This window comes from Sulfitobacter brevis (assembly GCF_900112755.1).
GTDB lineage: Bacteria > Pseudomonadota > Alphaproteobacteria > Rhodobacterales > Rhodobacteraceae > Sulfitobacter > Sulfitobacter brevis.
In genome coordinates, this window is record NZ_FOMW01000003.1 from 300,515 (window position 1) to 323,135 (window position 22,621).

Here is a 22,621-nt window from a genome sequence, read left to right on the forward strand (position 1 = left end):
ATCTGCATAATGCAGGACGTGCCTGCGAACCGGAAGAGGACATCCAAAGGTGAAACTGATCATAGCAACAATCAAGCCGTTCAAGCTCGAAGAAGTGCGCGAGGCGCTGACCGAGGCGGGTGTGCGCGGGCTGATGGTGACCGAGATCAAGGGGTTTGGCGCGCAATCCGGCCATACAGAGATCTACCGCGGCGCCGAATACGTGGTGAACTTTGTGCCCAAGGTGAAGCTCGAGTTGGTGGTCGCGGACGCCATCGCTGACCAGATCATCGAGGTGATTACCAAAACCGCCCACACCGGCAAGATCGGGGACGGCAAGATCTTTGTCCTCGACGTCGAACAGGCCGTGCGCGTGCGTACTGGCGAAACCGGCGACGACGCCATCTGACCCCCTGCTTTAAGGAATTCGACACCATGACCTTCACGAAATTCATCCCTCTCGCGACAGCGCTGGCGCTTGTGCCGACACTGGGTGCGGCGCAGGAAACGGAGTTCGCCCCGCTGGCGGATACCACCTTTATTTTCAACACCCTGCTGTTCCTGATCGGCGGTTTCCTCGTGTTCTGGATGGCTGCCGGTTTTGCCATGCTCGAAGCAGGGCTGGTGCGCTCCAAGAACGTCACCACGCAGCTGACCAAGAACATGGGCCTCTTTGCCATTGCGGCGATCATGTATTGGCTGATCGGCTATAACATCATGTATCCCGGCGAAGGCAACTGGATCATCGAGGGTGTCTTTGGCACCATCAGCCCCAAGGACATCAAGACCGAAATCGACGCGGGCGGCTACTCCAACGCCTCCGACTTCTTCTTCCAGTTGATGTTCTGCGCCACGACCGCCTCCATCGTATCGGGCACCTTGGCCGAGCGTGTCAAACTCTGGCCCTTCCTGATCTTCACCGTGGTTCTGACCGGCGTGATCTATCCGATGGAAGCAAGCTGGCAGTGGGGCGGCGGGTTCCTCTCCGCGATGGGTTTCAGCGACTTTGCAGGCTCGACACTGGTGCACGCAGCAGGCGGCTTTGCAGCCCTCGCCGGTGCAATCATCCTCGGGCCACGTTTGGGCAAATACGCCAAGGACGGCCGCGTTATCCCGATGCCGGGCTCCAACCTGCCGCTGGCGACACTGGGGACGTTCATCCTGTGGCTCGGCTGGTTCGGCTTCAACGGCGCGTCGCAGCTTGCGATGGGCACAATTGCCGATGCTGACGCCGTGGCGCAGATTTTCGCCAATACCAACATGGCTGCTGCTGCCGGTGCGGTTGCTGCGCTGGTCCTGACGCAACTGCTCTACCGCAAGGTTGACCTCACAATGGTGCTGAACGGCGCGCTGGCGGGTCTGGTCTCCATCACTGCCGGACCGCTTGATCCGACGTTGTTCGGGGCGCTGTGGATCGGTGCTGTGGGTGGTGTGATCGTGGTCTTTGCGATCCCCTTTCTCGACAAGCTCAAGATCGACGATGTGGTCGGTGCGATCCCTGTTCACCTGCTGGCAGGGTTCTGGGGCACGCTGGTGGTGCCGGTCTACACCGCTGACACTTCCTTTGTGACGCAGCTGATCGGCTTTTTCACCATCGGCGCCTTTGTCTTTATCCTCAGCTTCATCGTCTGGGGCATCCTGAAGGCGACAAGCGGCATCCGCGTGACCGAAGAAGAAGAGATCAGGGGCCTTGATATGTCCGAGTTGGGCATGGAAGCCTATCCGGACTTCACCAAGGGCTAATTTCCTTCCGCCAAAAAGCGAAGCCCGCGCTGTGATCCACAGCGCGGGCTTTTTCGTTTGGGAACGTCGTGGCGGGGTCGCCACGAGGCGTTCTAAATGCCGACATCGATAATCGCGCGGGCAAGGATCGGGACTGATTCAGCGTTCAGACCCGCGATGTTCATCCGGCTGTCGCCCACCATATAGATGCCGTGCTTGTCGCGCAGCGCCTCGACCTTATCCGGGGTGGTGCCGAGCCGCGAAAACATGCCGCGATGCTGTGCCAGAAAGCCAAAGCGATCCGAGCCTGACAGCTTTTGCAATTCAGAGGCAAGTGCGGTGCGCAGGCCCAGCATCGTGTTGCGGACCTCTTCCAGCTCGGCCATCCAGTCGGCGCGCAGAGCGTCATCGTTCAAAATCATCGTCACCAGCCGCGCACCGTGATCGGGCGGGAAGCTGTAGTTCTGACGGTTCAGAAACGCCAGCGTGCCTTGGTTCAACGTCAACGCCGAGGTATCAGCCGCAACCACCATCAACAGGCCGGTGCGCTCGCGGTAGATGCCGAAGTTTTTCGAGCAGCTTGCCGCAATCAGACATTCCGGCACAGCGGCAGCAACCTTGCGAGTCGCGGCAGCGTCGGCCTCCAGCCCGTCACCAAAGCCCTGATAGGCGATGTCGATCATCGGGGTCGCGCCAGTTTGCAGCAAAACCTCGATCACCGCGTCCCATTCCGCCGCGTTCAGATTGGCACCTGTCGGATTGTGGCAGCAGCCATGCAGCAGCACGACATCGCCCTTCTTGGCAGTTTTCAGATCTGCAATCATGCCGTCAAAATCAACGCCGCGGGTTTCTTCATCGAAATAGCGGTAAGGCACCACTTCGATGTTGAGATACTTGAGGATCGACAGGTGGTTCGGCCACGTCGGATCGGAGACGAAAACCCGCGCGTCGGGGCGCGCCATCTGGATCATCTCGAAGGCTTGGCGGCAGGCACCTGTCCCCCCCGGCGTGGCCGCAGCGGCGGTCGTGTTACGCGGCACCGCATCGCCTAGCAGCATGGTAAACATTGCATCGGCAAAGGCTGGATCACCCGCAAGGCCGGTGTAAACCTTGCTATCTTGGGTCTCCCAGAGCTTGTGCTCGGCGGCTTTCACGGCGCGCATCACAGGCGTGAGGCCGGTCGCGTCCTTATAGACGCCCACACCGAGGTCGACCTTCGTTTCACGTGGATCATCGCGGTACAGCTGCATCAGCGCGAGAATTTTATCGGCGGGCTGCGCCTTGAGCGTTTCAAACATCAAGCTTCTCCGGTGGCGACGGGGACGGTGGGGAACATCCCCCATTCCGCCCAAGAGCCGTCGTAAAGGGACCATGCGCGGTGGCCTTGACGTTCCAGCGCAAGGGCGAGGATCGCGGCGGTCACACCCGACCCGCATGAAGTGATCACCGGCTTGGCCAAATCGATACCGGCCGCCTCGAACACGCTGCTGGTCTGGTCTGGCGATTTCATGGTTTTGTCGTCGTTCAGCAGATCGGTATAAGGCACGTTGCGTGCGCCCGGAATGTGCCCGGCGCGCAGACCTTCGCGCGGCTCGGGCGCTTCACCACGAAAGCGGGCGGCGGCGCGGGCATCGACGATCTGCGGATCACCAAGCTTGGAGGCATGGGCCACTTGCGTGACATCGCGCACTAACTGGTTTTGAAAACGGACGGTCATGTGACGGTCACGCGGGATCGGCGGCATGTCTTCAGTGGCGCGGCCTTCGGCAACCCATTTGGGCAAACCGCCGTCCAGCACGGCAACATTTTCCTGTCCCATCAGTCGGAACAGCCACCAGACGCGGGCTGCCGACAGCAATCCGGCACCGTCATAGACTACCACCTGATGGCCATCGCCGACGCCAAGTGCGCGCATCCGCGACATAAATTTTTCGACCGGCGGCGCCATATGTGGCAGGTCCGAGCGGTTGTCGGAAATCTCTTCGATATCAAAGAACCGCGCACCGGGAATATGGGTCTCGCTATACTCGGCTTTGGGGTCGCGCCCCGCGTCCGGCAGATACCACGAGGCATCCAGAATGCGCAGATCGGGGTCTTTGAGATGTTTGGCCAACCAGTCGGTCGACACCAGCGTTTTGGGATCATCGGCCATGTGCAGCCCTCTTGCAGACAGATTTCTCCCTTGCCTATCGCCGTGCGCCCATACTGGCAAGGGCGTCAGTGCGCGGCGAAGGGATCGGTAGCGATCAGCGAAGGCCGCAGCGCGATCTTGCGCCACCACGCCGAAAGCGCCGGATAGGTCGCAAGCGCTGCCGCCCCTTGGGGCACTTCCACAAAATAGGCGATCATCGGCGCGAGGTGCAGATCAGCCAGCGTTAGGGCTTGGGGGGCGAGCACGAAACCCTCTGCGGCAATACTCTCAAGCGCTGCGAGGACAGGAATGGCGGCCTGCATCCCTTCACCAACCTGCGCAGGATCAAAGGGTTGGCCCATGCGGGGGCGATATGCGCCGTGCGAGAACACCTTCCGGACCAGCGGCACGTAGCCATAAGCATCAATGATCCCCATCACTTGCCCCATCCGCGCGGCGACTTTGGGATTAGCGGGGATGAGACTGTGTGGAGCTAGCGTATCTAGGTATCGCAGGATCGTGGCGGTTTCAGTCAGGGTAAATTCATCATGCTGCAACACCGGCACACGGCCAAACGGGCTATGCGCGGCAAGCACCGGATCAGGGATTTCTGCGAAGGGGTCGGTCTCAACGTAACGGGCAGTCAGGCCCATCTCGATCAAGGCCATGCGCAGGATGCGCGTATAAACGCTGTAGCGAAAGCCAATCAACGTCAGCGCGTCAGCCATTGTCTTTCATCAAGCGCTGCTTTTGCCGCGCCCAATCACGCTTTGCCGAGGTCTCACGCTTGTCGTGCAGCTTTTTACCCTTGGCGATCCCGATCTTGAGCTTGGCCATCCCGCGATGATTGAAGTACATCACCAGCGGCACCAGCGTCATGCCCTTGCGCTGGGTTTCATTCCAGAAACGGGCCAGTTCCTTGCGGCTGACCAACAGCTTGCGGCGGCGACGCTCGTCATGCTGGAACGTTTTGGCTTGGGCATAGGGGGCGATATAGCTGTTCACCAACCACAGCTCGCCATCTTCAACGGCGGCATAGCTCTCGGCAATGTTGGCACCGCCGTTGCGCAGCGACTTAACCTCGGACCCTTCCAGAATAATGCCGCATTCGACATCATCCTCGATCGCGTAATCAAACCGCGCGCGGCGGTTTTCAGAGATCACCTTATAGTTGGGATCCGATTTGGTGGATGACTTAACTTGCGACATGCCAACGGATGTAGTGCGCGCTTCCCGCCTGTGCAAGCCGCCCGCGCATCTGTGCCGCAATACGGGTAGGACAATGTCGGGATTTCGGGATAGATTGTTCGTAAATTATCGGGAAATTCACCATATTTTGGTCAGAATTTCGTGTCATTAATAAGGCCGCAACTGATTCACGGGGGATGTGATGCGCTCTTTTATCGCCTTTATGGGGCTGGTTTTTTCATTGTCTTTTACAAGTATCGCTCAGGCTGCGCCGAATGACATGCAGGTGCTGGTCATGGGGGATTCGTTCATGACCACAAATGGTTCGGCTGACCAGTCCTTCTCGCATGTCCTCTCCGAGCTTTTGGACACCCGCGTGAAAAGCACCGCCATGTCAGGTGCACGGATGCTTTATGCGCTACCGATCACTGGCAGTCTGGGCATGAACATTTCCAAACAATACCGGCAGGGGCAATGGGATATTGTGGTGATGAACGGTGGCGGCAATGATCTATGGATGGGCTGTGGCTGCTACCGCTGTGAACGCAAAATGGAAAAGCTGATCTCGCCGGACGGGCTGCGCGGTGCAATTCCCAGCACGATTGCCCGCGCCCGCAACGCCGGTGCCCATGTGATCTATGTCGGATATCTGCGCAGTCCCGGTCGCGGCTCTCCGATCGAAGCGTGTAGACCATTTGGCGACAAGATGGAGGCCCGTATCGCCAAGCTGGCCGAGCTGGACAGGGGTTTCACCTTTGTTTCACTAGCCGACATGGTGCCCTATGGCGACGGATCGTTCCATGCGTTTGATATGATCCACCCCTCACCCAAGGGCAGCGCCGCTGCGGCAAAGCGCGTGCAAGACGCTATTATGCACCTGCAGCAGGACCGTTATTCAGGGCTGAACTGAGCGGTAAGGCTGTTTTAATCGCCTAACTTTGCATGCACCTCGGCGAGGTCGATCTCGCCGATGGGCATCTTGTTTGACGGGTCTTCAAAGTCGTATTTAAACAGCTCGAAATCGCGTTTGAAGATCTCGCGAACCAGGTGCATTGACAGATCATCGAAATAGTCACCCACCGGATGCGCCCGCTTGGGGCCATGACCTTCGCTTTCGTTGAAGCGCGGGATTTCCGCCAGATCAACGCGATGCGGAGTTTCGATCGCATCCAGCACATCTTGCATGCCGTCGTTGAAGCTTTCGGTCCAGATGATCTTGTCGTAGGTGCCACCGTTCACGATGAAGGTGCTGACGTGGCCGGACATCGCAGACCAGTGAATGTCAGGATCCATCGGCCTGCGCCACCGGATGGTATCGCGCGCAAAAAGCAGGAACCGCCGGAACGAGGCGATCTGGTCGAACTCGTCCTTGCCATCCGGCCCGCCGACGTCGATTCCGTATTTCTGGACCAGCAGCGGCACGAGGTTGCCACGATAACGTTTGCCGTTGCGCTGGATGCCGCAGATTTTGTCAAAGAAGGATGACAGAATGCGGGTGTAAGGATTGCGCACACAAGTGAAGGCGTAGGAGCCGTGGTTGATCACGTTTTCAGTGATCGGCGCCTGCGATGCATCAAGCGCCCATTTGTGCAGACCCGCCTTGGCGTCATGGATATCGCCGTCGAAAAACTCACCGTGATCGGAGTAAAACATGATCTGGCCAATGGTCGAACAGGCACATTTGGGCACAACGCGGTACACCACGCTTTCGCTTTCCGTCATCCACGTTCCGGGGAAACCCATGTTCTGCGCTACTCCTGCTCGAACCGACTGTTTTATGGCAACAGTTCAGCCTTCCTGCAAAAAAGCAGATAAAGGCGGTTTATTCAATCGACCTTCATCATTATCTAGGTAAACAATCCAAGGTAAAGGGGCAGATCGGTTCGCGTATGGCAAAAATCGCATATATCCTGCTTTGCCACAAAGACCCCGCCGCCATTATTCGTCAGGCTGAGCGGTTGACGGCGGCCGGTGATTATATGGCGATCCATTTCGATGCCTCCGCCAGCGCCGACGCCTTCGCCGAGATTGCAAAGGCGCTGAAAGACAACCCGAATGTGGCCTTTGCGCGCAAACGCGTACGCTGCGGATGGGGGGAATGGTCGCTGGTTCAGGCGACCTTGAACGCGGTAGAGACCGCCGTCGAAGCCTTCCCCCGTGCGACACATTTCTACATGCTTTCAGGCGATTGCATGGCCATCAAGTCGGCGGAATATATCCACCAGTTTCTTGACGACAATGATGCCGACTTTATCGAGAGCTTTGATTATTTCGAAAGCGACTGGATCAAGACCGGCTGGAAAGAAGAGCGGCTGGTCTATCGACATTTTGTGAACGAACGCACCCACAAGAAGTTGTTCTATGCCCTGTTCAAAGCGCAAGAACGGCTTGGCCTGACACGGGACATCCCTGCCGACCTGCAAGTGATGATCGGTAGCCAGTGGTGGTGCCTGCGTCGCCGCACAATCGAGTGGCTGCTGGCCTTCATAAAAAAACGCCGCGACATCGTGCGATTTTTCCGCACCACATGGATTCCCGACGAGACGTTTTTCCAAACCTTGGTGCGCCACCTTGTGCCGGAGAGTGAAATTCGCGGGCGGACGTTGACGTTCTTGATGTTCACAGACTACGGCATGCCGGTGACATTCTACAACGACCACTACGATTTGCTGCTCAGTCAGGACTATCTTTTCGCCCGCAAGATCAGCGCCGAGGCTAAGGATCTCAGACGCAGGCTGGGGTTGCTTTATTCGGCCCAGGGGGCGCAGTTTCAAATCAGCAACGAAGGCCCAAGTCTTTTCAAGTTCCTCAGTGGCCGTGGCCGCGTCGGGCGGCGTTTTGCAACGCGGTTCTGGGAGACTGAAAGCACGCTTGGCCGCGAACGCGAGTTGCTGATTGTGGTGTGTAAAAAGTGGCATGTCGCCAAGCGGGTGCTTGAGCGGATCCGCCAAGTCACCAACGTGCCTGCAATCGAGTATATTTTTAACGAGGAAGACGCGCCTTTGCCCGATTTGGGCGGCATCCAGAAGTCACTTGGAAAGCGCACCCGCCACCGCCGCGCCCTGATGCGGATGTTGTTTGACTATTTCGAGACCGACCGCTTGATCGTGTGTATGGACCCCAGCAATCTCGACCTGCTCAACGATTTTGCCTCTGACCGTTCTGTCACCCGCATACTGGAGATCGAATGCCAATTCTCGGATGACTATCTGATCGGCCATGCCATGCGCGTCGGCCTTGCGGGAGAGCACACCTCCAACGAGACGCTGACGCGTCTGTTGCCGACGATTCGCAACGATATGGTCCATGAAAGTGACCTTATCCGCGACGCCCAGTTCGAAAACCACAATCGCCTGCGTGAAACCAGCAGCGAGGCCGACAATATTGCCGCCCTCGGCCAGTTCCTAGCCATCCCCGACGATAAGTCCCGCGAGATCGCAACAACAGATCACCTTTTCGCCGACTAACCGCCGTGCGGCGTCGCGGCCCGCACGTGTTGATTGCGGCACAAACGTTAACCGCGCCCAATCTGTTCATTGAAAAACCGGATCATCTCAGCCGAGGCATCGGGACCGGCGGCATCCGTATGGCTGCCCGCAGGCGATCCACCCGACCAAGTGTGGCCCGCGCCTTCCAGCAACCAAAGCTCAATGGCGTTGCCATCAGCGGTTTCGCCTTTGGTCAGTTGGACTTTGCGCCCTTCTTTAGAAAAGCTAGATCGTTCGGCCAGAGTAATCGTTCCCGCCAGCCTGCTGGCATTCACGGGGGCGACGGTATTATCGGCCAGCCCGTGCAGGATAATCGCCGGACAGGTCAGCGCGCGGCCACCCCCCGCGCCCCGCCCCTGCATTGCGGCGAATGCCGACATCATATCGCGCGCAGCCAGCGGCGCGAGGCCGGAGTGAACTCCAACGGCTGCGAACACATCACTGCGCAGGCTCCCCAACAGGGCGGCCATCGCGCCACCTGCGGAAAGGCCAGCAGCAAAAGTCGCTTGTTCGGGCAGGGCAAATTCAGCCCCCAGAGTCTGCGCGAGTTCGGCGAGGATCGCAGGTTCACCCCCCGTCGCGGTCTGATGCTGTGGCTCGAACCAGTTCCAGCATAGATTTGGATTATGCGCCGATGTCTGCTCGGGGTAGGCGACGAGAAAGTTATGCGCCTCGGCCTGCGCGTTCATCGCGGTGCCGGTGGCGAAATCCGCGGCGGATTGAGTGCAGCCGTGCAGCATCATCACCATGCCGCGCAACTCACTCTGCCCGCAGCTTGGCACATAGAGCCGATACATCCGAGCGCCCTGTGGCCCGTCAAATTGCCGCGTCTCGAAACGGGCGCCTTCTGGCACAGGCGCAGCTCTAGCCGCGTTGTGCGCTGTCGCCGCCTTCGACCCACACTGCTTTTGCAGATCGCGCAGGGTTTCGGCCAGCCCTTTACGTTTGGCTGCAGCGGGGTGCGGTGCGGGTGCGGCGGCAGCACCGCCAAGCGCCTCCTGTATCTGTTGCGTTGCCGCGGTCAGGTTACCGGCGCGCGTCAGGGCAAGCGAGCGGCGCATCGCCGTCGCGAAATCATTCTTCATCTTGTTTCCTTTATTGAAAGCCCTGCGGCCTTCAGCTGATACGGTCTTTGAGCGCGATCTTTACTTCGGGTGAGGCCTGCAAAGCGCCCAGAACGGTGATGGAGCCAATGGTGGCCAAGGCCAGATCGACACTGATGTCGGGCGCAAGGCGCGCCAGACCAACAACTTTGATGTGCAGCAGTTCCCCTGCTGTACGCACTTTTTCCAGATCGTCGCGATTGAAGTCGCGCAGACCGATATCGAGCGTGCGCCGCTCGATCAGCGTGCCCACATCGGCGGTGTGGGTGCCAAGTTGGGCGCGAATGGCGGCCCTGATAAAATCGGTACGATTGGTGTAAAACCCCTCCCCGACCAGCAAATCAATTCGACCAAGGTCCACATAGCCGAGGTTCACGGTGATCTTCTCGGTCTCAACCGCTTTGACTTGCTTGGGCATAACGGCTCCTTACCATCCACTTGGATGTTATATGGCATTCCGCTGCCGCAATACAAGAGCGAGGTCCATAATAGGAAAAACCCCGCTTCAGTTAATGAGGCGGGGTTAAGCTTTGTCTAAATATCCGTAACTTAGGGCTTTTTGCGCTTGATCGCCCACCAGACGCCAATGCGCCCGCGCCGTTCGGCCAGATCGTCTTCGATCCGCTCCATTCTCGGGTCAATCCACGCCCTGCGAAACCGCCGCCACCGGACCCAGACGGCATAAAACAGGGCCGCGAGAACCGTCAGAAAGATGATATTCAAGATAGGAATACCCTCCGGCGCATCCGGCCCCGCCACCGGACGCAGCGATATCGCATTCGGGAAGATCGTCATGAATTCGTTGCGCCAGCCATAGTGCTTGAGCGCATACCAACGCGCATCCCCTTCAGTCGACTTGAAGTCCGCCGCTTCGGCCTGAAGGTTCGACGTGTCGAATTTAAAGTAGGGCGGCCAGCCCCAACCGGTGTCTTCGTTGCGGTACACCATCACGTCGCCCTTGGCGCGGCGGGTCTGAATGAAAAACACATCGCGGTTGGCAATGGTGCCATCGGTGCCCACATCGGCCTGCGCCCAGAAGATCGAATTCTCACCGAAATCCTGCCGCTTCTCGAATGTGTCAGTGATCCGCACAATGTCGGTCTGTGGCAAAGTATAGTGCAGAAACGCCCCGAACAGCACCCAGATGGTGATCCAGAAAACCCATTTGATAATCGCCACGTGCGGACCCTTTCAGGAAAAATTCGTCAGATAGATGATTACGCCAACCACCACCACAGGCACAACATAGACACCCAAGATCAGTTTGCGACGGACCGAACCATCATATTTCGCTAGCCCGCGTTTTATAAAGGTGTCGCGGTCCACGACCTGCGGGCCCGTTAGCCACTTTTCCTCCAACTTCTCTTTGCGCACCGCGCGAGAATAAAGCGACAGGCTGATGTAGATGACTGTCAGCACCACAAAGCCAAAGCCCAGCAAACGGACGAGTGCGAACATCGGCGGGCTCCTTCGTGTTGTGCATTTCATGGCGTGGCGGCTGCGCCGTTTAGACCAGACGGGGTTTGGCCGCCTCACATACCGACGCCTCTTTGAACGAGAGTGCGCTCAGCCCACGGGCCATGTCAAAGACAGTGTGAACCCGTCAGGGCCGTCGTTCTTCTCAAGCTCGCCGCCCAGCTGCTGTGCTGCTGCCTCCATGATACGCATACCCAGCCCTGTACCGCTGGCCTCACCCGAGACCGCGCCCGCGCCATCGTCAGAGCAGGCAAGTTCGTACGTTTCGCCCGACAGAGTGCCGGTGACCCGAAAGAGGCCTTTGCTGCGGCCCTCATAAGCGTATTTGGCGGCATTTTTGATCGCTTCGTTCACGATCATCCCCACGGAGGAGGCGGATCGCGATTCAAGATCCAGATCATCAATCGCAAGCTCGACCCGCACGCCCGAGGGCATCAGTGCCGCCGCAGAATGCACGACCTTTTGCAAAAACGGCTTTAGACCCACAAAGGCCCCCGCGTCATTCAGGTAAAGCGCTTCGTGAAGGCGGCTAACCATCGAAAGTCGGCCCTGCACAGCCTCAAGTGCTGTGCGCGCCGCTTCGGACGCCTCGGTACGCACCTGAATTCGGATCAGTGCCTCCAACGATTGCAGGGAGTTCTTGACGCGGTGGTCAACCTCCTTGCGCATCACATCGGCGGCGGCCACGGCCTGCCGCAGTTCGATCTGCCGGATGACCTGATTGGCCAGAACCTTCAGCGCGCGCTGCTGGAAGTCGGTCAAAACACGCGGTTTGCGGTCCAGCACGCAAAGCGTGCCCGCAGGCAAGCCGTTATCCCCGCGCAGCAAAGCGCCTGCGTAAAAGCGAAAGCTCTCGTCGCCTGTCACCAGCGGGTTATCAACGGTGCGCGGATCAGCTGTGGTATCGTTGATCTCAAGATAGTCGTCAGCCACCATCGCATGGGCACACATGCTCATCTCGATCGGGGTCTCTTCGATCCCCAGACCGGTGCGCGCCTTGAACCACTGACGATTATCGTCCACCAGCGAGATCAATGCGACAGGCACTTCGCAGATTTCGGCCGCGAGGCGGACAATTTCGTCGAAGTCTTCTTCGGGGGCCGTGTCGAGGATATTATAGCCGCGCAAAAGTGCCAGACGCACTTCTTCTTGGTCTATCAGTGCAGCTTTCATTCAGGTACTCGCTTTGGTGCCGTGCAGCCACACGGAAACAGAACAGGGCGTCACCCCAAAAGGCGCACCGAGCCCGTTTCGGGCGGTCTCAGCATCGCGAAACCATAAACGTGCAAAATCCGAGGTCAACCCGTTGCAAATATGATCCATTGAGCTAGGCGTGGTGCAATCAGGGAGTTCAGTATGACACATAACACGAAATTGGTGCGGGTCGGCGTATCAGGGCCCGGCGAGCAAGAACGGCCTGCGCCGGAGAAACTGCTGTCGGGCGATCCACAATTCACCACATGGAACATCGAAGAGCGTGACGGGCTTTACTGCGGCGTCTGGCAATCGACACCGGGCAAGTGGCGGATCAGCTATTCCGAGTGGGAGTATTTTCGGGTCACCTCGGGCATTTCCGTCATCACCGAAAACGCAGGCGAAGCCGTGACCGTCAAAGCAGGTGACAGCATGATCATCCGCCCCGGTTTCGAAGGCACATGGGAGGTTACTGAAACCACCACCAAGGATTACGTGATCCGCCTTTAACCTGCCGAGACAACCCTGCGAAAAAGGGCGACGCCAAGCCTTTAACGGCCCCACGTCGCTCCATAGGTCACGCCCTTAACTACCCAACAGCGCTTTGATCATGTCGCTTTCAGGGTCCATTAGCGGGTCGATCACGTTGAAATGGTGCATGTCAGGCACCACGATGTATTTCGCACCCCACCCCCGCGCGAAGGCTTCGCCTTGCTCAAGGAACGCGGGCCGCTCATCGGCACCGACCCAGACCGTGACATTCACGCCGTGCGGTGGGCTCATGTTTACGGGGCTTTCAGCTTCGGCCTCGGCCTCGTCGATCTGCAAGGTTTCGTTCATTGCTGTCTGCATCAGAGGCGCAAGGTCAGCGACGGGCGAGATCGGCATGATCGCGTTGATCCGGTCGCGCACCTCGGCCCCCAGAAGCAATGGGTCGGCCATGCGCGAGACAAGATGCCCGCCCGCCGAATGCCCTGCCAGCGCCAAAGTCCCTTGGGTCCGGTTTGCGATTTCCATCAGTGCTGCTGCGACCTGCTTGCTGATGTCTGCAATCCGGACATCGGGGCACAGATCATAGCTTGGCATAGCCACAGCCCATCCACGTGCCAACGGTCCCGCTGCCAAATGTGACCAATAGCTTTTGTCAAAGGCTTTCCAGTATCCGCCATGCACAAATACCACTGTGCCGCGTGACACACCCTCGGGCTGGAACAGATCAAACTTTTGCCGGTCGCTTGGGCCATAGCGGACCCCCACTTGCGCCCGCGCGCCCAAACCGTCGCGAAAGGCAGCCGCCTGCTCCTGCCAGCGGGGCGGAAAAGCGTCCGCGCCGTCGATGTAGGCAGCATTGGCATAGGCATCGTCAAGGGTCATGGGGGTCTCCTGAAACTGTGTACTTGGGAAGGGGAACTGGACAATCATAACTAATGTTGCTTTGGGTTCTACAAACAAATGCGGAGACTGAAAATGACTGACGTGAAAACCGACCTCAAAGCCATGCTCAAAGATCCGAGCCTGCTGGAAACCCGCGCCTATATCGATGGCAAATGGGTCGATGGTGATGATGGCACATTTGACGTATTGAACCCTGCCCGGGGCGATGTGATCGCAAAGGTCGCCAACCTCAGCCGCGCCCAGGTCGCCAAAGCCATCGCTGCTGCCGAGAAGGCCCAGAAAGAATGGGCGACATGGACCGGCAAGGAACGCGCGGGCGTGATGCGCAAGTGGTTCGACCTGATGATGGAAAACCAAGAAGACTTGGGCAAGATCCTGACCGCCGAACAAGGCAAGCCGCTGAACGAAGCCAAGGGCGAGATCGCTTACGGTGCATCTTTCATCGAATTCTTCGGTGAGGAAGCCAAGCGGATTTACGGCGAAACCATTCCCGGCCACCAGCGTGACAAACGCATTACCGTGATCAAGCAGCCGATTGGCGTTGCCGCCTCAATCACACCGTGGAACTTCCCCAACGCGATGATCACGCGCAAGGCCGCGCCTGCCCTCGCTGCTGGCTGTGCCTTTGTCGCGCGCCCTGCCGCCGAAACGCCGCTCAGCGCGATTGTTATGGGTGTGCTGGCCGAACGTGCGGGCATCCCTGCTGGCGTGTTTAACGTGGTGCCATCGTCGTCCTCTTCCGCCGTCGGCAAGGAATTCTGCGAGAACCCAGCCGTGCGCAAGTTGACCTTCACCGGCTCGACCGAGGTGGGCCGCATCCTGCTCAAGCAAGCCGCCGATCAGGTGATGAAATGCTCGATGGAGCTGGGTGGCAACGCGCCTTTCATCGTGTTTGATGACGCCGATCTGGATGCCGCTGTCGAAGGCGCGATCCTGTGCAAATTCCGCAACAACGGCCAGACCTGTGTTTGCGCCAACCGGATTTACGTGCAGTCCGGCGTTTACGACGCCTTCGCCAAAAAGCTGAAGGCCCGTGTCGAGCAGATGAAAGTCGGCGACGGTTTCGAAGACGGTGTCGACCTCGGCCCGCTGATCAATCCGGCCGCCGGCGACAAGGTGCAGGAACACATCACCGACGCGCTCAGCAAAGGCGCCGAGATCATTCTGGGCAACGCCAAAGACAACATGAAGGGCAACTTCCTTGCGCCAACCATCGTCACCGGTGTCACGCAGGACATGAAGGTCGCCACCGAAGAGACCTTCGGCCCACTCGCCCCTCTCTTTAAGTTCGACACCGAAGACGATGTGATTGCCATGGCCAATGACACGATCTTTGGCCTTGCATCCTACTTCTACGCCAAAGACCTCAGCCGTGTTTATAAAGTGGCCGAAGCGTTGGAGTACGGGATTGTTGGTGTGAACACCGGCATCATCTCGACCGAGGTGGCACCGTTCGGCGGCGTCAAACAGTCCGGTCTGGGCCGCGAAGGGTCGCACCACGGGATCGAAGATTATCTGGAGATGAAGTACATCTGCATGAGCGTCTGATCCGCCTGCATAAGAATTACGAAAAGGGCGATCCGAAAGGGGCGCCCTTTTCTGCATCCGAGGATCACCCGACAAAAAAAGGTCCGGCGCAATGCACCGGACCTTTCACATCCACAGCCGCTTGGATTAGTTGACGGATTTCGCGTCAACCACATCCTTCTGGATCGCTTTCAGGTCGGACCCGATTTCAATCTGGCGCGGTTTCAGCGCTTCGGGAACCTGCCGCTGTAGTTCAATGTGCAACATGCCGTTGGCATGGACCGCACCGGTAACCTGCACGTGGTCGGCAAGGTGGAAACGGCGCTCGAACGCACGGGTAGCAATGCCGCGATGCAGGTATTTCTTGGCTTCATCCTCATCCGCCTTGCGGGCCGAAACGATCAACGCTTTTTCACGCACCTCAACGCTGAGATCGGAATCAGCAAAACCTGCAACGGCAATCGAAATGCGGTAAGCATCGTCTTCCAGCTTTTCGATATTGTAGGGCGGATAGCTGGGGGTTGCACCATCGTTGCTTAGTACACGGTCCATCATATTGGCGATCTGGTCGAAACCAACGCTGGAGCGGTAAAGCGGTGCTAAATCAAAAGTACGCATAGGTGTCATCCTCATCTTTGAGCGATTTAACGTAAGCGGACCTTCCGACATCGGACAGGCCCTCTGGTTAGGTGCCGAGGCCCTGCTTGAGGCACCTCGACGCGCTTGATGTGGGAATGTAACGTGCGGGTTTCAAGACCCCCGCTTGGTCAGGGTCTGACGAATTTCGCGCCGGTCTGGTTTGTTGTCTGGCCGACAATGATCCGCCTGCTGGTCGGGCTGGCTTCTAGAAAAACGCCCTTACCCGCGACCAGTTCGGCCTGCAACAGCGCAAGCGGTGCGCCCAGCGCGGTACCCAGCGAAACAGCGTCGCCGTTCACCTCGGCCTTGGCTGAAACCACCGAAACAATCTGCGCCACACCGTTCTCGATCGAGAAAATCGGCGCGCCGCTGGAGCCGAAATCAACTGAACAGGAGGTCACCAACACCCCCTCCTGTTGCGCCAGAACCGTGCAGACTTCCTGTAGCGAAGGGGCTTCGGACCGGTCACGGGCATAGCTGACAACGCCAACGCTGTCGCCTGCACGCGGGCGTGCCGTTGTGCCGAACGGTTGAATGGTGGTGTTCTGGATCGGGCGCTCAAGCTCCAGCAGGGCAAGATCATTGCGCACCCGCTCCGAGGAGACTTGGCCGTCAAAGACATAGTCGGGATGCACGACCGCGCGGCGGATTTTCCGATATGCACCAGCACGCCCGTTGCGCCATCCGGCAAGGAAAGTGACCTCGCCGTGGTCAATGCGTTCGCGGGTGCTGCTGTCAAACAGACAATGCGCCGCCGTCAGGACGAGGCGTGGCGCAATTAGCGTGCCGGTGCAAAATCCGGTGCCGCCAATGTCCAACCGTCCGACAGCCTCCCAAGCAGCGGCATCAACGCCGGAATCCAACCGCTTCAACGCGCCATCCTGCGCCAGCACAGGCGAGGAGATGGCCACAGCCATCAAGAAAAGAGCCATCAAACGCCGCACGATTTACTCCCGAATATTGCTACACCTTTGCGCATATCGGTGAGTTGCGGCGAAAATAGGGCGTCTTGGTTAACGAAGCCGTGGCGGACCGGAAACAGTAGGTTTCCGTCCCTCAAGCGCGGGCGGTTTTGGTCCGCCCCACGCCCAATCGAGCAGTTCAACAGTGTGAACGACAGGCACGGCTGAGCCCGAGCCGATCTGCATCATGCAGCCGATGTTGCCCGCCGCAATCACATCTGGCCGCTTGGCTTCCAATGTCTTGATTTTACGTTCTTTAAGCTGGCCCGATATTTCCGGCTGCATCAGGTTATAGGTCCCTGCAGAGCCGCAACACAGGTGCGAATCTGCAGGCTCGACCACGGTGAAACCAGCCTTTTTCAGCAGATCTTTGGGGTGCGTCTTGATCTGCTGGCCATGCTGCAATGAACACGCGGCGTGGTAGGCAACGATCATGCCGTGATGGGCTCTCTGAGGCTCACCTTCGGGGCCCACACCCATAATCGTGGCAGCATCTTGCCGTACGGGCGGGGCATCGTCAGCGCTTTGCAACTCCACCAGAATCTCGCTCACATCCCGCGCCAATGCCGATACCTGCGCCGCATCAGCGGCCAGCGGGTCATTGCGGAACATATGGCCGTAATCCTTGATCGTGGTGCCACATCCGGAGGTATTGATGACAATGGCATCCAACCCCTCGCTTTCAATCTCAGCCATCCAAGCGCGGATATTGCGCGCCGCTGCGGCATGGCTCTCGTCGGTCTTGCCCATATGGTGGGTTAAGGCACCGCAACACCCCGCCCCCTTGGCGATAACCACGTCACAGCCCAGCCGTGTGAGAACCCTGATCGTCGCGTCATTGATATCGGTGTTCAACGCCTTCTGCGCACATCCTGTCATCAGTACCACACGCTTGCGCCGTGGCTGAAGGGCACGAAAGGTCTGCGGGTCATCATTCCTGCTTACCGGCGGGACCTTCTTGGGCGCCATTTCCAGCATCGCGCGCAGCCGTGCGTCGGGCATCAACCGCGCAAAGGGCCGCCCCAATTTGGCCCCGGCCAGAGCCAGCCGGAACCGCATCGGATAGGGTAGGATTTGCGCCAAAACCCAGCGCAAGGCACGGTCACTGAAAGGCCGCTTATAGCGCTCCTCGATATAGGACCGCGCGTGATCAACCAGATGCATATAGTGCACGCCCGAGGGGCAAGTCGTCATGCAGGCAAGGCACGATAGGCAACGATCGATATGCTTTACTGTCTTGGCATCGGGATCGCGGTTGTTCTCCAGCATATCCTTGATCAGATAAATCCGCCCGCGCGGGCTATCCAACTCGTCACCCAAAACCTGATATGTCGGGCAGGTCGCCGTGCAAAACCCGCAATGCACACAGGCCCGCAGAATGGCGTTACTGCGCGCAATTTCCGGATCTTCAAGCTGCTCTGGCGTGAATGTCGTCTGCATGGCTACCCTTAATCCTCTTTGCCGCGTCGTGATTGAAAAGCAAGTCCGAATAAGATTTGCTGCGCGCCCTTATCCCGCATGCAAGCCACCGATCTCTGAATGGAATATACCGCGCGGATCAAACCGATCGCGCAATCCCGCAGTCAGCCGCGCCACGCCTGTCTGCTGTGGATGAAACCTGCCAAGCTGCTTCAGTGTCTTCGCCGCCGCACGGGTTATTGTGGCGTGACCATCAAAAGTGCCCAACCTCGCCCGCAGATCAACACCCGCACCCACGCGACACCAAAGCAAACCGCCCGCCCAGTCAAACAAATGCGCGTCTGCCTTGGCGGCCTCGGCCAGATCTGGCGCTTGCGACGGTTTGCATGCAATCCGCCACACATCACCCCCGGCACGATGAAACGCGTCTACATCCCGGACTGCCTGCCACCTTGCAGCAGACCCAGCAGCGCCCAACACCTCGACCTCGCCAGCCTGAGCCGCCAACAATTCCTTTAGCCTCGACAACCGGTAACCAACCGAGGCTTCAAAACCTTCAAGCCGCAAAAGCGTGATGCCCTCCTGCGGCACATGCGCGGCCCCCGAAACCTCGAAAGGGCTACGCATTGCCAGCGCCAAGGCGGCAATCGCCTCACGGTCTGAAAGCCCATGCAACACCAGCGTCGCCTCGGTCTCGGGCTTGGGCAGCACCTTGAACGAAACCTCGCTCAACGCGCCCAACGCCCCGAATGACCCCGCCATCAGTTTCACCAGATCATAACCGGTGACGTTCTTCATCACCCGCCCACCGTTACTGACAACCTTACCGCGCCCGTCCACAAAACGAACCCCCAGCAGGAAATCCCGCGCCGCCCCCACGACCATGCGGCGCGGCCCGCTTACATTTGCGGCAAATACCCCGCCAATGGTTGGCTCCCCGTTGGTCCTCAGCAGCCCTCGGTGATCCATCGGTTCGAACGCAAGCCGCTGGTTCTGTTCTGCCAAGGCCGCTTCAACCTCTGCAACCGGCGTCCCCGCCCCCGCAACCATCGTCAGAGACCCCGGCTCATAAAGCGTGATGCCTGACAATCCGCCCAAGCTCAGCGCATCAGCACCCTCGACCAGCCCGCGCGTCGCGCCCCCGCAGAGCGACAAGCGGCCCTGCGCACCCCGTACACAGTCCACCAGCTCAGCTTCGTCACGCACCATCATCATTCTTTTTGACCCTAAATATCTTGGGGGTTTGGGGGCAAAGCCCCCGATCGGTCGCCGCGCCCCTGCGCGGTGAAATCATTCCGCCGCGACAGCCGCCCCGCGCCATTGCTCGGACACCCTCAACGGGAAAACCTTGGCGGCGTTCAACAGCCACGCAGGGTCAAACACATCCTTGATCGCCATCTGCGCCGCCAGATCATCCGGCCCATACTGGACCTCCATCAAATCCCGCTTCTCAATGCCCACCCCGTGTTCACCGGTCAGGCAGCCCCCGACTTCGACACAAAGCCGCAGGATGTCGGCGCCGAAAGCTTCACAGAGCTCCAGATCGCCCTCTTTGTTGGCATCAAACAGGATCAGCGGGTGCATATTTCCGTCGCCCGCATGAAAGACGTTGCCGACCTTCAGGCCGTATTCCGCACTCATCTCGCCTATCCGGCGCAGCACATGCGGCAATGACGACACGGGAATGGTGCCGTCGAGGCACATATAGTCGTTGATCTGGCCCATTGCGCCAAAGGCCGACTTGCGCCCTAGCCAGATCCGCGCACTTTCATCTGCGCTCTTGCTCTCGCGCACTTCGACCGGATTATGCCGGCGGGCGATCTCGACGATCAGACCCAGCTGGTAATCAATCTCAGCGTCCGAACCTTCGACCTCGATGATGAGCAAGGCTTCACACATCGGATATCCGGCATGGGCAAAGGCCTCGGTCGCCTCAATGCAGGGACGGTCCATGAACTCAATCGCAACCGGCAAAACGCCCGCGCGAATGATGTCGGAGACACAGGCACCGGCGACCTCGTTGTCGTCAAACCCGATCAACACAGGTCGCGCGCCCTCGGGCTTGGGCAAAATCCGCAAGGTGGCCTCGGTCACCACGCCCAACTGTCCTTCCGAGCCGCAGATCACCCCCAGCAGGTCCAGCGTGCCGGCATCAAGATAGCCGCCGCCGATGGTGATTATCTCGCCGTCCATCAGCACGATCGTGACACCCATCAGGTTATTGGTGGTCACCCCGTATTTCAGGCAATGGGCCCCGCCGGAATTCATCGCGATATTGCCCGCGATCGCACAGGCCAACTGGCTGGAAGGATCGGGCGCATAGAAAAATCCGTCTTCTTCGACGGCACCGGTGACACTCAGATTGGTGCGCCCCGTCTGGACGCGAATCAAACGGTTGTCATAATCCGTTTCCAACACTGCATTCATGCGGGCCACGCCCAAAATCACGCTATCGGCAGTCGGCAACGCGCCCCCCGCCAGCGAGGTGCCCGATCCACGCGGCACAACCGGTACGCCTTCCTCATGGCAAATCCGCAGCACATCCGAAACCTCGGCGGTGGTCTGCGGCAAGACGGCGATCATCGGCGGGCAGCGGTACGCGGTCAGCGCGTCACATTCATAGGCCCGCGTCTCGGCGGGGTCATGGATCACGGCGGTTTCGGGCAGGACCGACAGCAGCCGCGCTACGATGCGCGCCTTGCGGGCGATAATTCCGGCGTCTGGGATCGGCATTTCCATGGCGGCCTCCGTTTGGTAAAAAAATATTACCAATTAACCCCATTGGCAAGCGCCAACGAGCCTGCGTATCACAGAGGCGATGACATGGACCGACCGCCTGACCCTTTTTACCCCCTATGACCTCGCCGCTGTCGGGTTGGTCTTTGCGCTGTGGTTGTTTGTTGGCTGGCGGATAGAAAAATCTTCTGAGTCAAAGCCTTCCATGTCAAGGATCATGGCCGAGTATCGTCGCGAGTGGATGCGCCAGCTCATCACCCGCGCGCCACGGATATTTGACGCGCAGATCGCCAGCACGCTGCGGCAGGCCACCTCGTTTTTCGCCTCCACCAGCATGATCGCCATCGGCGGGGTACTGGCGCTGATCGGCAATGCCGAACGGCTGGCGGGCGTTGCCGAAGACCTGACCCTCGACCAAACCCCCGAGATTGTTTGGGAAATCAAACTGTTGCTGGTCGCGTTTTTTCTGGCCAATGCATTCCTCAAGTTCGTCTGGGCCAACCGACTGTTCGGCTATAGCTCGGTCGTGATGGCGGCTGTGCCCAACGACCCGAACGACCCCAAAGCCCCTTCGGTGGCGCAAAAAGCGGCGGAACTGAACATCGCCGCCGCCCGCAGTTTCAATCGCGGGTTGCGGGCGATCTACTTTGCGCTGGCCAGTGTCGCGTGGCTGGCGGGGGCCCTACCATTGGTGGCTGGTGCAATATTGACACTAATCGTGATCTGGCGACGTGAATTCGCCTCCGCATCACGTGAAATTTTGTTGGAGGACGACGTGTGACACCTATATAAAGGCTATCTTAGTCCTTTGGGTGATCTCATGTTTAAAACCAGTCTTCTCGCACTTGCGATTCTCGGCGCGCCCGCTTTCGCCGACACGCCTGTCGTGGAAAATGTGAACGTCACAAAGTCCGGCGACCTCTGGCGCTTTGATGTCACGATTTCCCATACCGATAAGGGCTGGGATGATTACGCCGATGCTTGGCGAATTCTTGATGGCGACGGCAAAGAGCTTGGCCTGCGCGATCTTGCCCATCCCCACACGGACGAGCAACCATTCACGCGCTCGCTGTCCGGCGTGGTAATCCCCGCCAGCGTGACCGAAGTGACCATTCAGCCCCGTGATACGATTAACGGATGGGCGTCGGACGGTAAAAAGATAAAATTGCGCTGATATCGCTCAGGTCCGGTGATACGGGCCGCCCGAGAGAATCGATGCAGCGCGGTACAGTTGCTCTGCAAGCATGACCCGCACCATCATGTGCGGCCAGACCATTTTGCCAAAAGATAGCGCGTGACTGGCCTGCGCGCGCAGCTCGGGATCGATCCCGTCGGCACCGCCGATAACCAGCGCCAAGTCACCGCGACCGGCATCGCGCCAGCCGCCCAAACGCGCGGCAAACTGCGGCGAGGTTTCAACCTTGCCACGTTCATCAAGCACACAGATCAAAGCGTTTTCGGGGATAGCGCGGCGCAGCAAAACGGCTTCGCCCGCCATGCCGCCACCTTTTCTATCATCGACCTCGATCACCCGCGCCGGACCAAGACCAAGGTTGCGGCCGGTCCGGTCGAAGCGGGTTAAGTAGTCGTCGATCAGGGTCTTTTCCGGTCCGGCGCGCAAACGCCCGACCGCACAGATATGAACACGCATTCTGCGACTAG

25 protein-coding genes are annotated in these 22,621 nt (G+C 58.9%); 8 read left to right on the plus strand and 17 right to left on the minus strand.

Going from position 1 to position 22,621, the window contains the following annotated elements; genetic code table 11:
* Nucleotides 1–49 precede the first annotated feature (49 nt).
* Both BM174_RS05805 and BM174_RS05810 read left to right on the plus strand, forming a co-directional pair.
* On the plus strand, nucleotides 50–388 hold the full coding sequence (locus tag BM174_RS05805) for a P-II family nitrogen regulator (protein WP_093922895.1): 339 nt from the start codon (nucleotides 50–52) through the stop codon (nucleotides 386–388).
* A 26-nt stretch (nucleotides 389–414) separates the two neighbouring features.
* Nucleotides 415–1,722 carry an ammonium transporter gene (locus BM174_RS05810; protein ID WP_093922896.1) on the plus strand — a complete coding sequence of 436 codons (1,308 nt, stop codon included), beginning with the start codon at nucleotides 415–417 and terminating at the stop codon, nucleotides 1,720–1,722.
* Between the two features lie 92 nt (nucleotides 1,723–1,814).
* Here BM174_RS05810 and BM174_RS05815 read toward each other — a convergent pair whose 3' ends face one another.
* The 4 genes from BM174_RS05815 to smpB all read right to left on the minus strand — a co-directional run bounded on the left by BM174_RS05815 (nucleotide 1,815) and on the right by smpB (nucleotide 5,041).
* Entirely contained in the window at nucleotides 1,815–2,999 is a 1,185-nt protein-coding gene (locus BM174_RS05815; RefSeq protein WP_093922897.1) for an amino acid aminotransferase, read from the minus strand.
* Nucleotides 2,999–3,853 carry a 3-mercaptopyruvate sulfurtransferase gene (gene sseA, locus BM174_RS05820; protein ID WP_093922898.1) on the minus strand — a complete coding sequence of 285 codons (855 nt, stop codon included), beginning with the start codon at nucleotides 3,851–3,853 and terminating at the stop codon, nucleotides 2,999–3,001. Before sseA ends, BM174_RS05815 begins: the two co-directional genes overlap by 1 nt.
* A gap of 65 nt (nucleotides 3,854–3,918) precedes the next feature.
* On the minus strand, nucleotides 3,919–4,560 hold the full coding sequence (locus BM174_RS05825; protein ID WP_093922899.1) for a glutathione S-transferase family protein: 642 nt from the start codon (nucleotides 4,558–4,560) through the stop codon (nucleotides 3,919–3,921).
* Nucleotides 4,553–5,041: an SsrA-binding protein SmpB gene (gene smpB / locus BM174_RS05830; RefSeq protein ID WP_093922900.1), complete on the minus strand. Its 489-nt coding sequence runs from the start codon at nucleotides 5,039–5,041 to the stop codon at nucleotides 4,553–4,555. The genes BM174_RS05825 and smpB overlap by 8 nt, the downstream gene beginning before the upstream one ends.
* A 181-nt stretch (nucleotides 5,042–5,222) precedes the next feature.
* On the opposite strand from smpB, the gene BM174_RS05835 reads away from it, so the two are divergent.
* A complete protein-coding gene (locus BM174_RS05835; RefSeq protein ID WP_093922901.1) occupies nucleotides 5,223–5,930 on the plus strand; it encodes an SGNH/GDSL hydrolase family protein in 708 nt (235 codons plus the stop codon).
* 14 nt (nucleotides 5,931–5,944) lie between these two features.
* Here BM174_RS05835 and BM174_RS05840 read toward each other — a convergent pair whose 3' ends face one another.
* Entirely contained in the window at nucleotides 5,945–6,763 is an 819-nt protein-coding gene (locus BM174_RS05840) for a sulfotransferase family protein (RefSeq protein ID WP_093922902.1), read from the minus strand.
* A 146-nt stretch (nucleotides 6,764–6,909) separates the two neighbouring features.
* Here BM174_RS05840 and BM174_RS05845 point away from each other — a divergent pair, with 146 nt between their 5' ends.
* Nucleotides 6,910–8,487: a DUF5928 domain-containing protein gene (locus tag BM174_RS05845; protein WP_093922903.1), complete on the plus strand. Its 1,578-nt coding sequence runs from the start codon at nucleotides 6,910–6,912 to the stop codon at nucleotides 8,485–8,487.
* Between the two features lie 47 nt (nucleotides 8,488–8,534).
* On the opposite strand, the gene BM174_RS05850 is transcribed toward BM174_RS05845, so the two are convergent.
* From BM174_RS05850 to BM174_RS05870, 5 genes are all read right to left on the minus strand, one after another.
* Nucleotides 8,535–9,593: an extracellular catalytic domain type 1 short-chain-length polyhydroxyalkanoate depolymerase gene (locus tag BM174_RS05850; protein ID WP_093922904.1), complete on the minus strand. Its 1,059-nt coding sequence runs from the start codon at nucleotides 9,591–9,593 to the stop codon at nucleotides 8,535–8,537.
* Nucleotides 9,594–9,624: 31 nt separating this feature from the next.
* Complete coding sequence (locus tag BM174_RS05855; protein WP_093922905.1) at nucleotides 9,625–10,029, minus strand: CopG family transcriptional regulator; 405 nt, start codon at nucleotides 10,027–10,029, stop codon at nucleotides 9,625–9,627.
* 131 nt (nucleotides 10,030–10,160) lie between these two features.
* Nucleotides 10,161–10,790 carry a DUF1523 family protein gene (locus tag BM174_RS05860; RefSeq protein ID WP_093922906.1) on the minus strand — a complete coding sequence of 210 codons (630 nt, stop codon included), beginning with the start codon at nucleotides 10,788–10,790 and terminating at the stop codon, nucleotides 10,161–10,163.
* Between the two features lie 12 nt (nucleotides 10,791–10,802).
* Nucleotides 10,803–11,069 (minus strand): hypothetical protein, encoded by a 267-nt coding sequence (locus tag BM174_RS05865; RefSeq protein WP_093922907.1) that lies wholly within the window; start codon nucleotides 11,067–11,069, stop codon nucleotides 10,803–10,805.
* Nucleotides 11,070–11,177: 108 nt separating this feature from the next.
* A complete protein-coding gene (locus BM174_RS05870; protein ID WP_093922908.1) occupies nucleotides 11,178–12,260 on the minus strand; it encodes a sensor histidine kinase in 1,083 nt (360 codons plus the stop codon).
* A gap of 183 nt (nucleotides 12,261–12,443) precedes the next feature.
* On the opposite strand from BM174_RS05870, the gene BM174_RS05875 reads away from it, so the two are divergent.
* Complete coding sequence (locus BM174_RS05875) at nucleotides 12,444–12,791, plus strand: cupin domain-containing protein (RefSeq protein ID WP_093922909.1); 348 nt, start codon at nucleotides 12,444–12,446, stop codon at nucleotides 12,789–12,791.
* A 75-nt stretch (nucleotides 12,792–12,866) separates the two neighbouring features.
* Here the strand turns inward: BM174_RS05875 and BM174_RS05880 are convergent, their stop codons facing one another.
* Nucleotides 12,867–13,655, minus strand: a complete 789-nt coding sequence (locus tag BM174_RS05880) for an alpha/beta hydrolase (protein ID WP_093922910.1) — start codon at nucleotides 13,653–13,655, stop codon at nucleotides 12,867–12,869.
* 93 nt (nucleotides 13,656–13,748) lie between these two features.
* Between BM174_RS05880 and BM174_RS05885 the strand changes: the two genes are divergently transcribed.
* Nucleotides 13,749–15,224 carry an NAD-dependent succinate-semialdehyde dehydrogenase gene (locus tag BM174_RS05885; RefSeq protein ID WP_093922911.1) on the plus strand — a complete coding sequence of 492 codons (1,476 nt, stop codon included), beginning with the start codon at nucleotides 13,749–13,751 and terminating at the stop codon, nucleotides 15,222–15,224.
* A gap of 126 nt (nucleotides 15,225–15,350) precedes the next feature.
* On the opposite strand, the gene BM174_RS05890 is transcribed toward BM174_RS05885, so the two are convergent.
* The 5 genes from BM174_RS05890 to BM174_RS05910 form a co-directional block, all read right to left on the minus strand.
* A complete protein-coding gene (locus BM174_RS05890) occupies nucleotides 15,351–15,821 on the minus strand; it encodes an Hsp20 family protein (RefSeq protein WP_093922912.1) in 471 nt (156 codons plus the stop codon).
* Nucleotides 15,822–15,970: 149 nt separating this feature from the next.
* Nucleotides 15,971–16,774: a trypsin-like serine peptidase gene (locus BM174_RS05895; protein ID WP_425442328.1), complete on the minus strand. Its 804-nt coding sequence runs from the start codon at nucleotides 16,772–16,774 to the stop codon at nucleotides 15,971–15,973.
* Nucleotides 16,775–16,855: 81 nt separating this feature from the next.
* Nucleotides 16,856–18,244: a glycolate oxidase subunit GlcF gene (gene glcF / locus BM174_RS05900; RefSeq protein WP_093922913.1), complete on the minus strand. Its 1,389-nt coding sequence runs from the start codon at nucleotides 18,242–18,244 to the stop codon at nucleotides 16,856–16,858.
* 69 nt (nucleotides 18,245–18,313) lie between these two features.
* Nucleotides 18,314–19,435, minus strand: a complete 1,122-nt coding sequence (locus BM174_RS05905) for an FAD-binding protein (RefSeq protein WP_093922946.1) — start codon at nucleotides 19,433–19,435, stop codon at nucleotides 18,314–18,316.
* Between the two features lie 78 nt (nucleotides 19,436–19,513).
* Entirely contained in the window at nucleotides 19,514–20,962 is a 1,449-nt protein-coding gene (locus BM174_RS05910) for an FAD-linked oxidase C-terminal domain-containing protein (RefSeq protein ID WP_093922914.1), read from the minus strand.
* 79 nt (nucleotides 20,963–21,041) lie between these two features.
* Here BM174_RS05910 and BM174_RS05915 point away from each other — a divergent pair, with 79 nt between their 5' ends.
* On the plus strand, nucleotides 21,042–21,740 hold the full coding sequence (locus BM174_RS05915; RefSeq protein WP_093922915.1) for a DUF599 domain-containing protein: 699 nt from the start codon (nucleotides 21,042–21,044) through the stop codon (nucleotides 21,738–21,740).
* 39 nt (nucleotides 21,741–21,779) lie between these two features.
* A complete protein-coding gene (locus BM174_RS05920; protein WP_093922916.1) occupies nucleotides 21,780–22,133 on the plus strand; it encodes a hypothetical protein in 354 nt (117 codons plus the stop codon).
* Between the two features lie 6 nt (nucleotides 22,134–22,139).
* Here BM174_RS05920 and rlmH read toward each other — a convergent pair whose 3' ends face one another.
* The gene (rlmH, locus tag BM174_RS05925; protein ID WP_093922917.1) at nucleotides 22,140–22,610 is read right to left on the minus strand and encodes a 23S rRNA (pseudouridine(1915)-N(3))-methyltransferase RlmH; all 471 of its coding nucleotides are present in this window, start codon (nucleotides 22,608–22,610) and stop codon (nucleotides 22,140–22,142) included.
* Nucleotides 22,611–22,621: the final 11 nt, after the last annotated feature.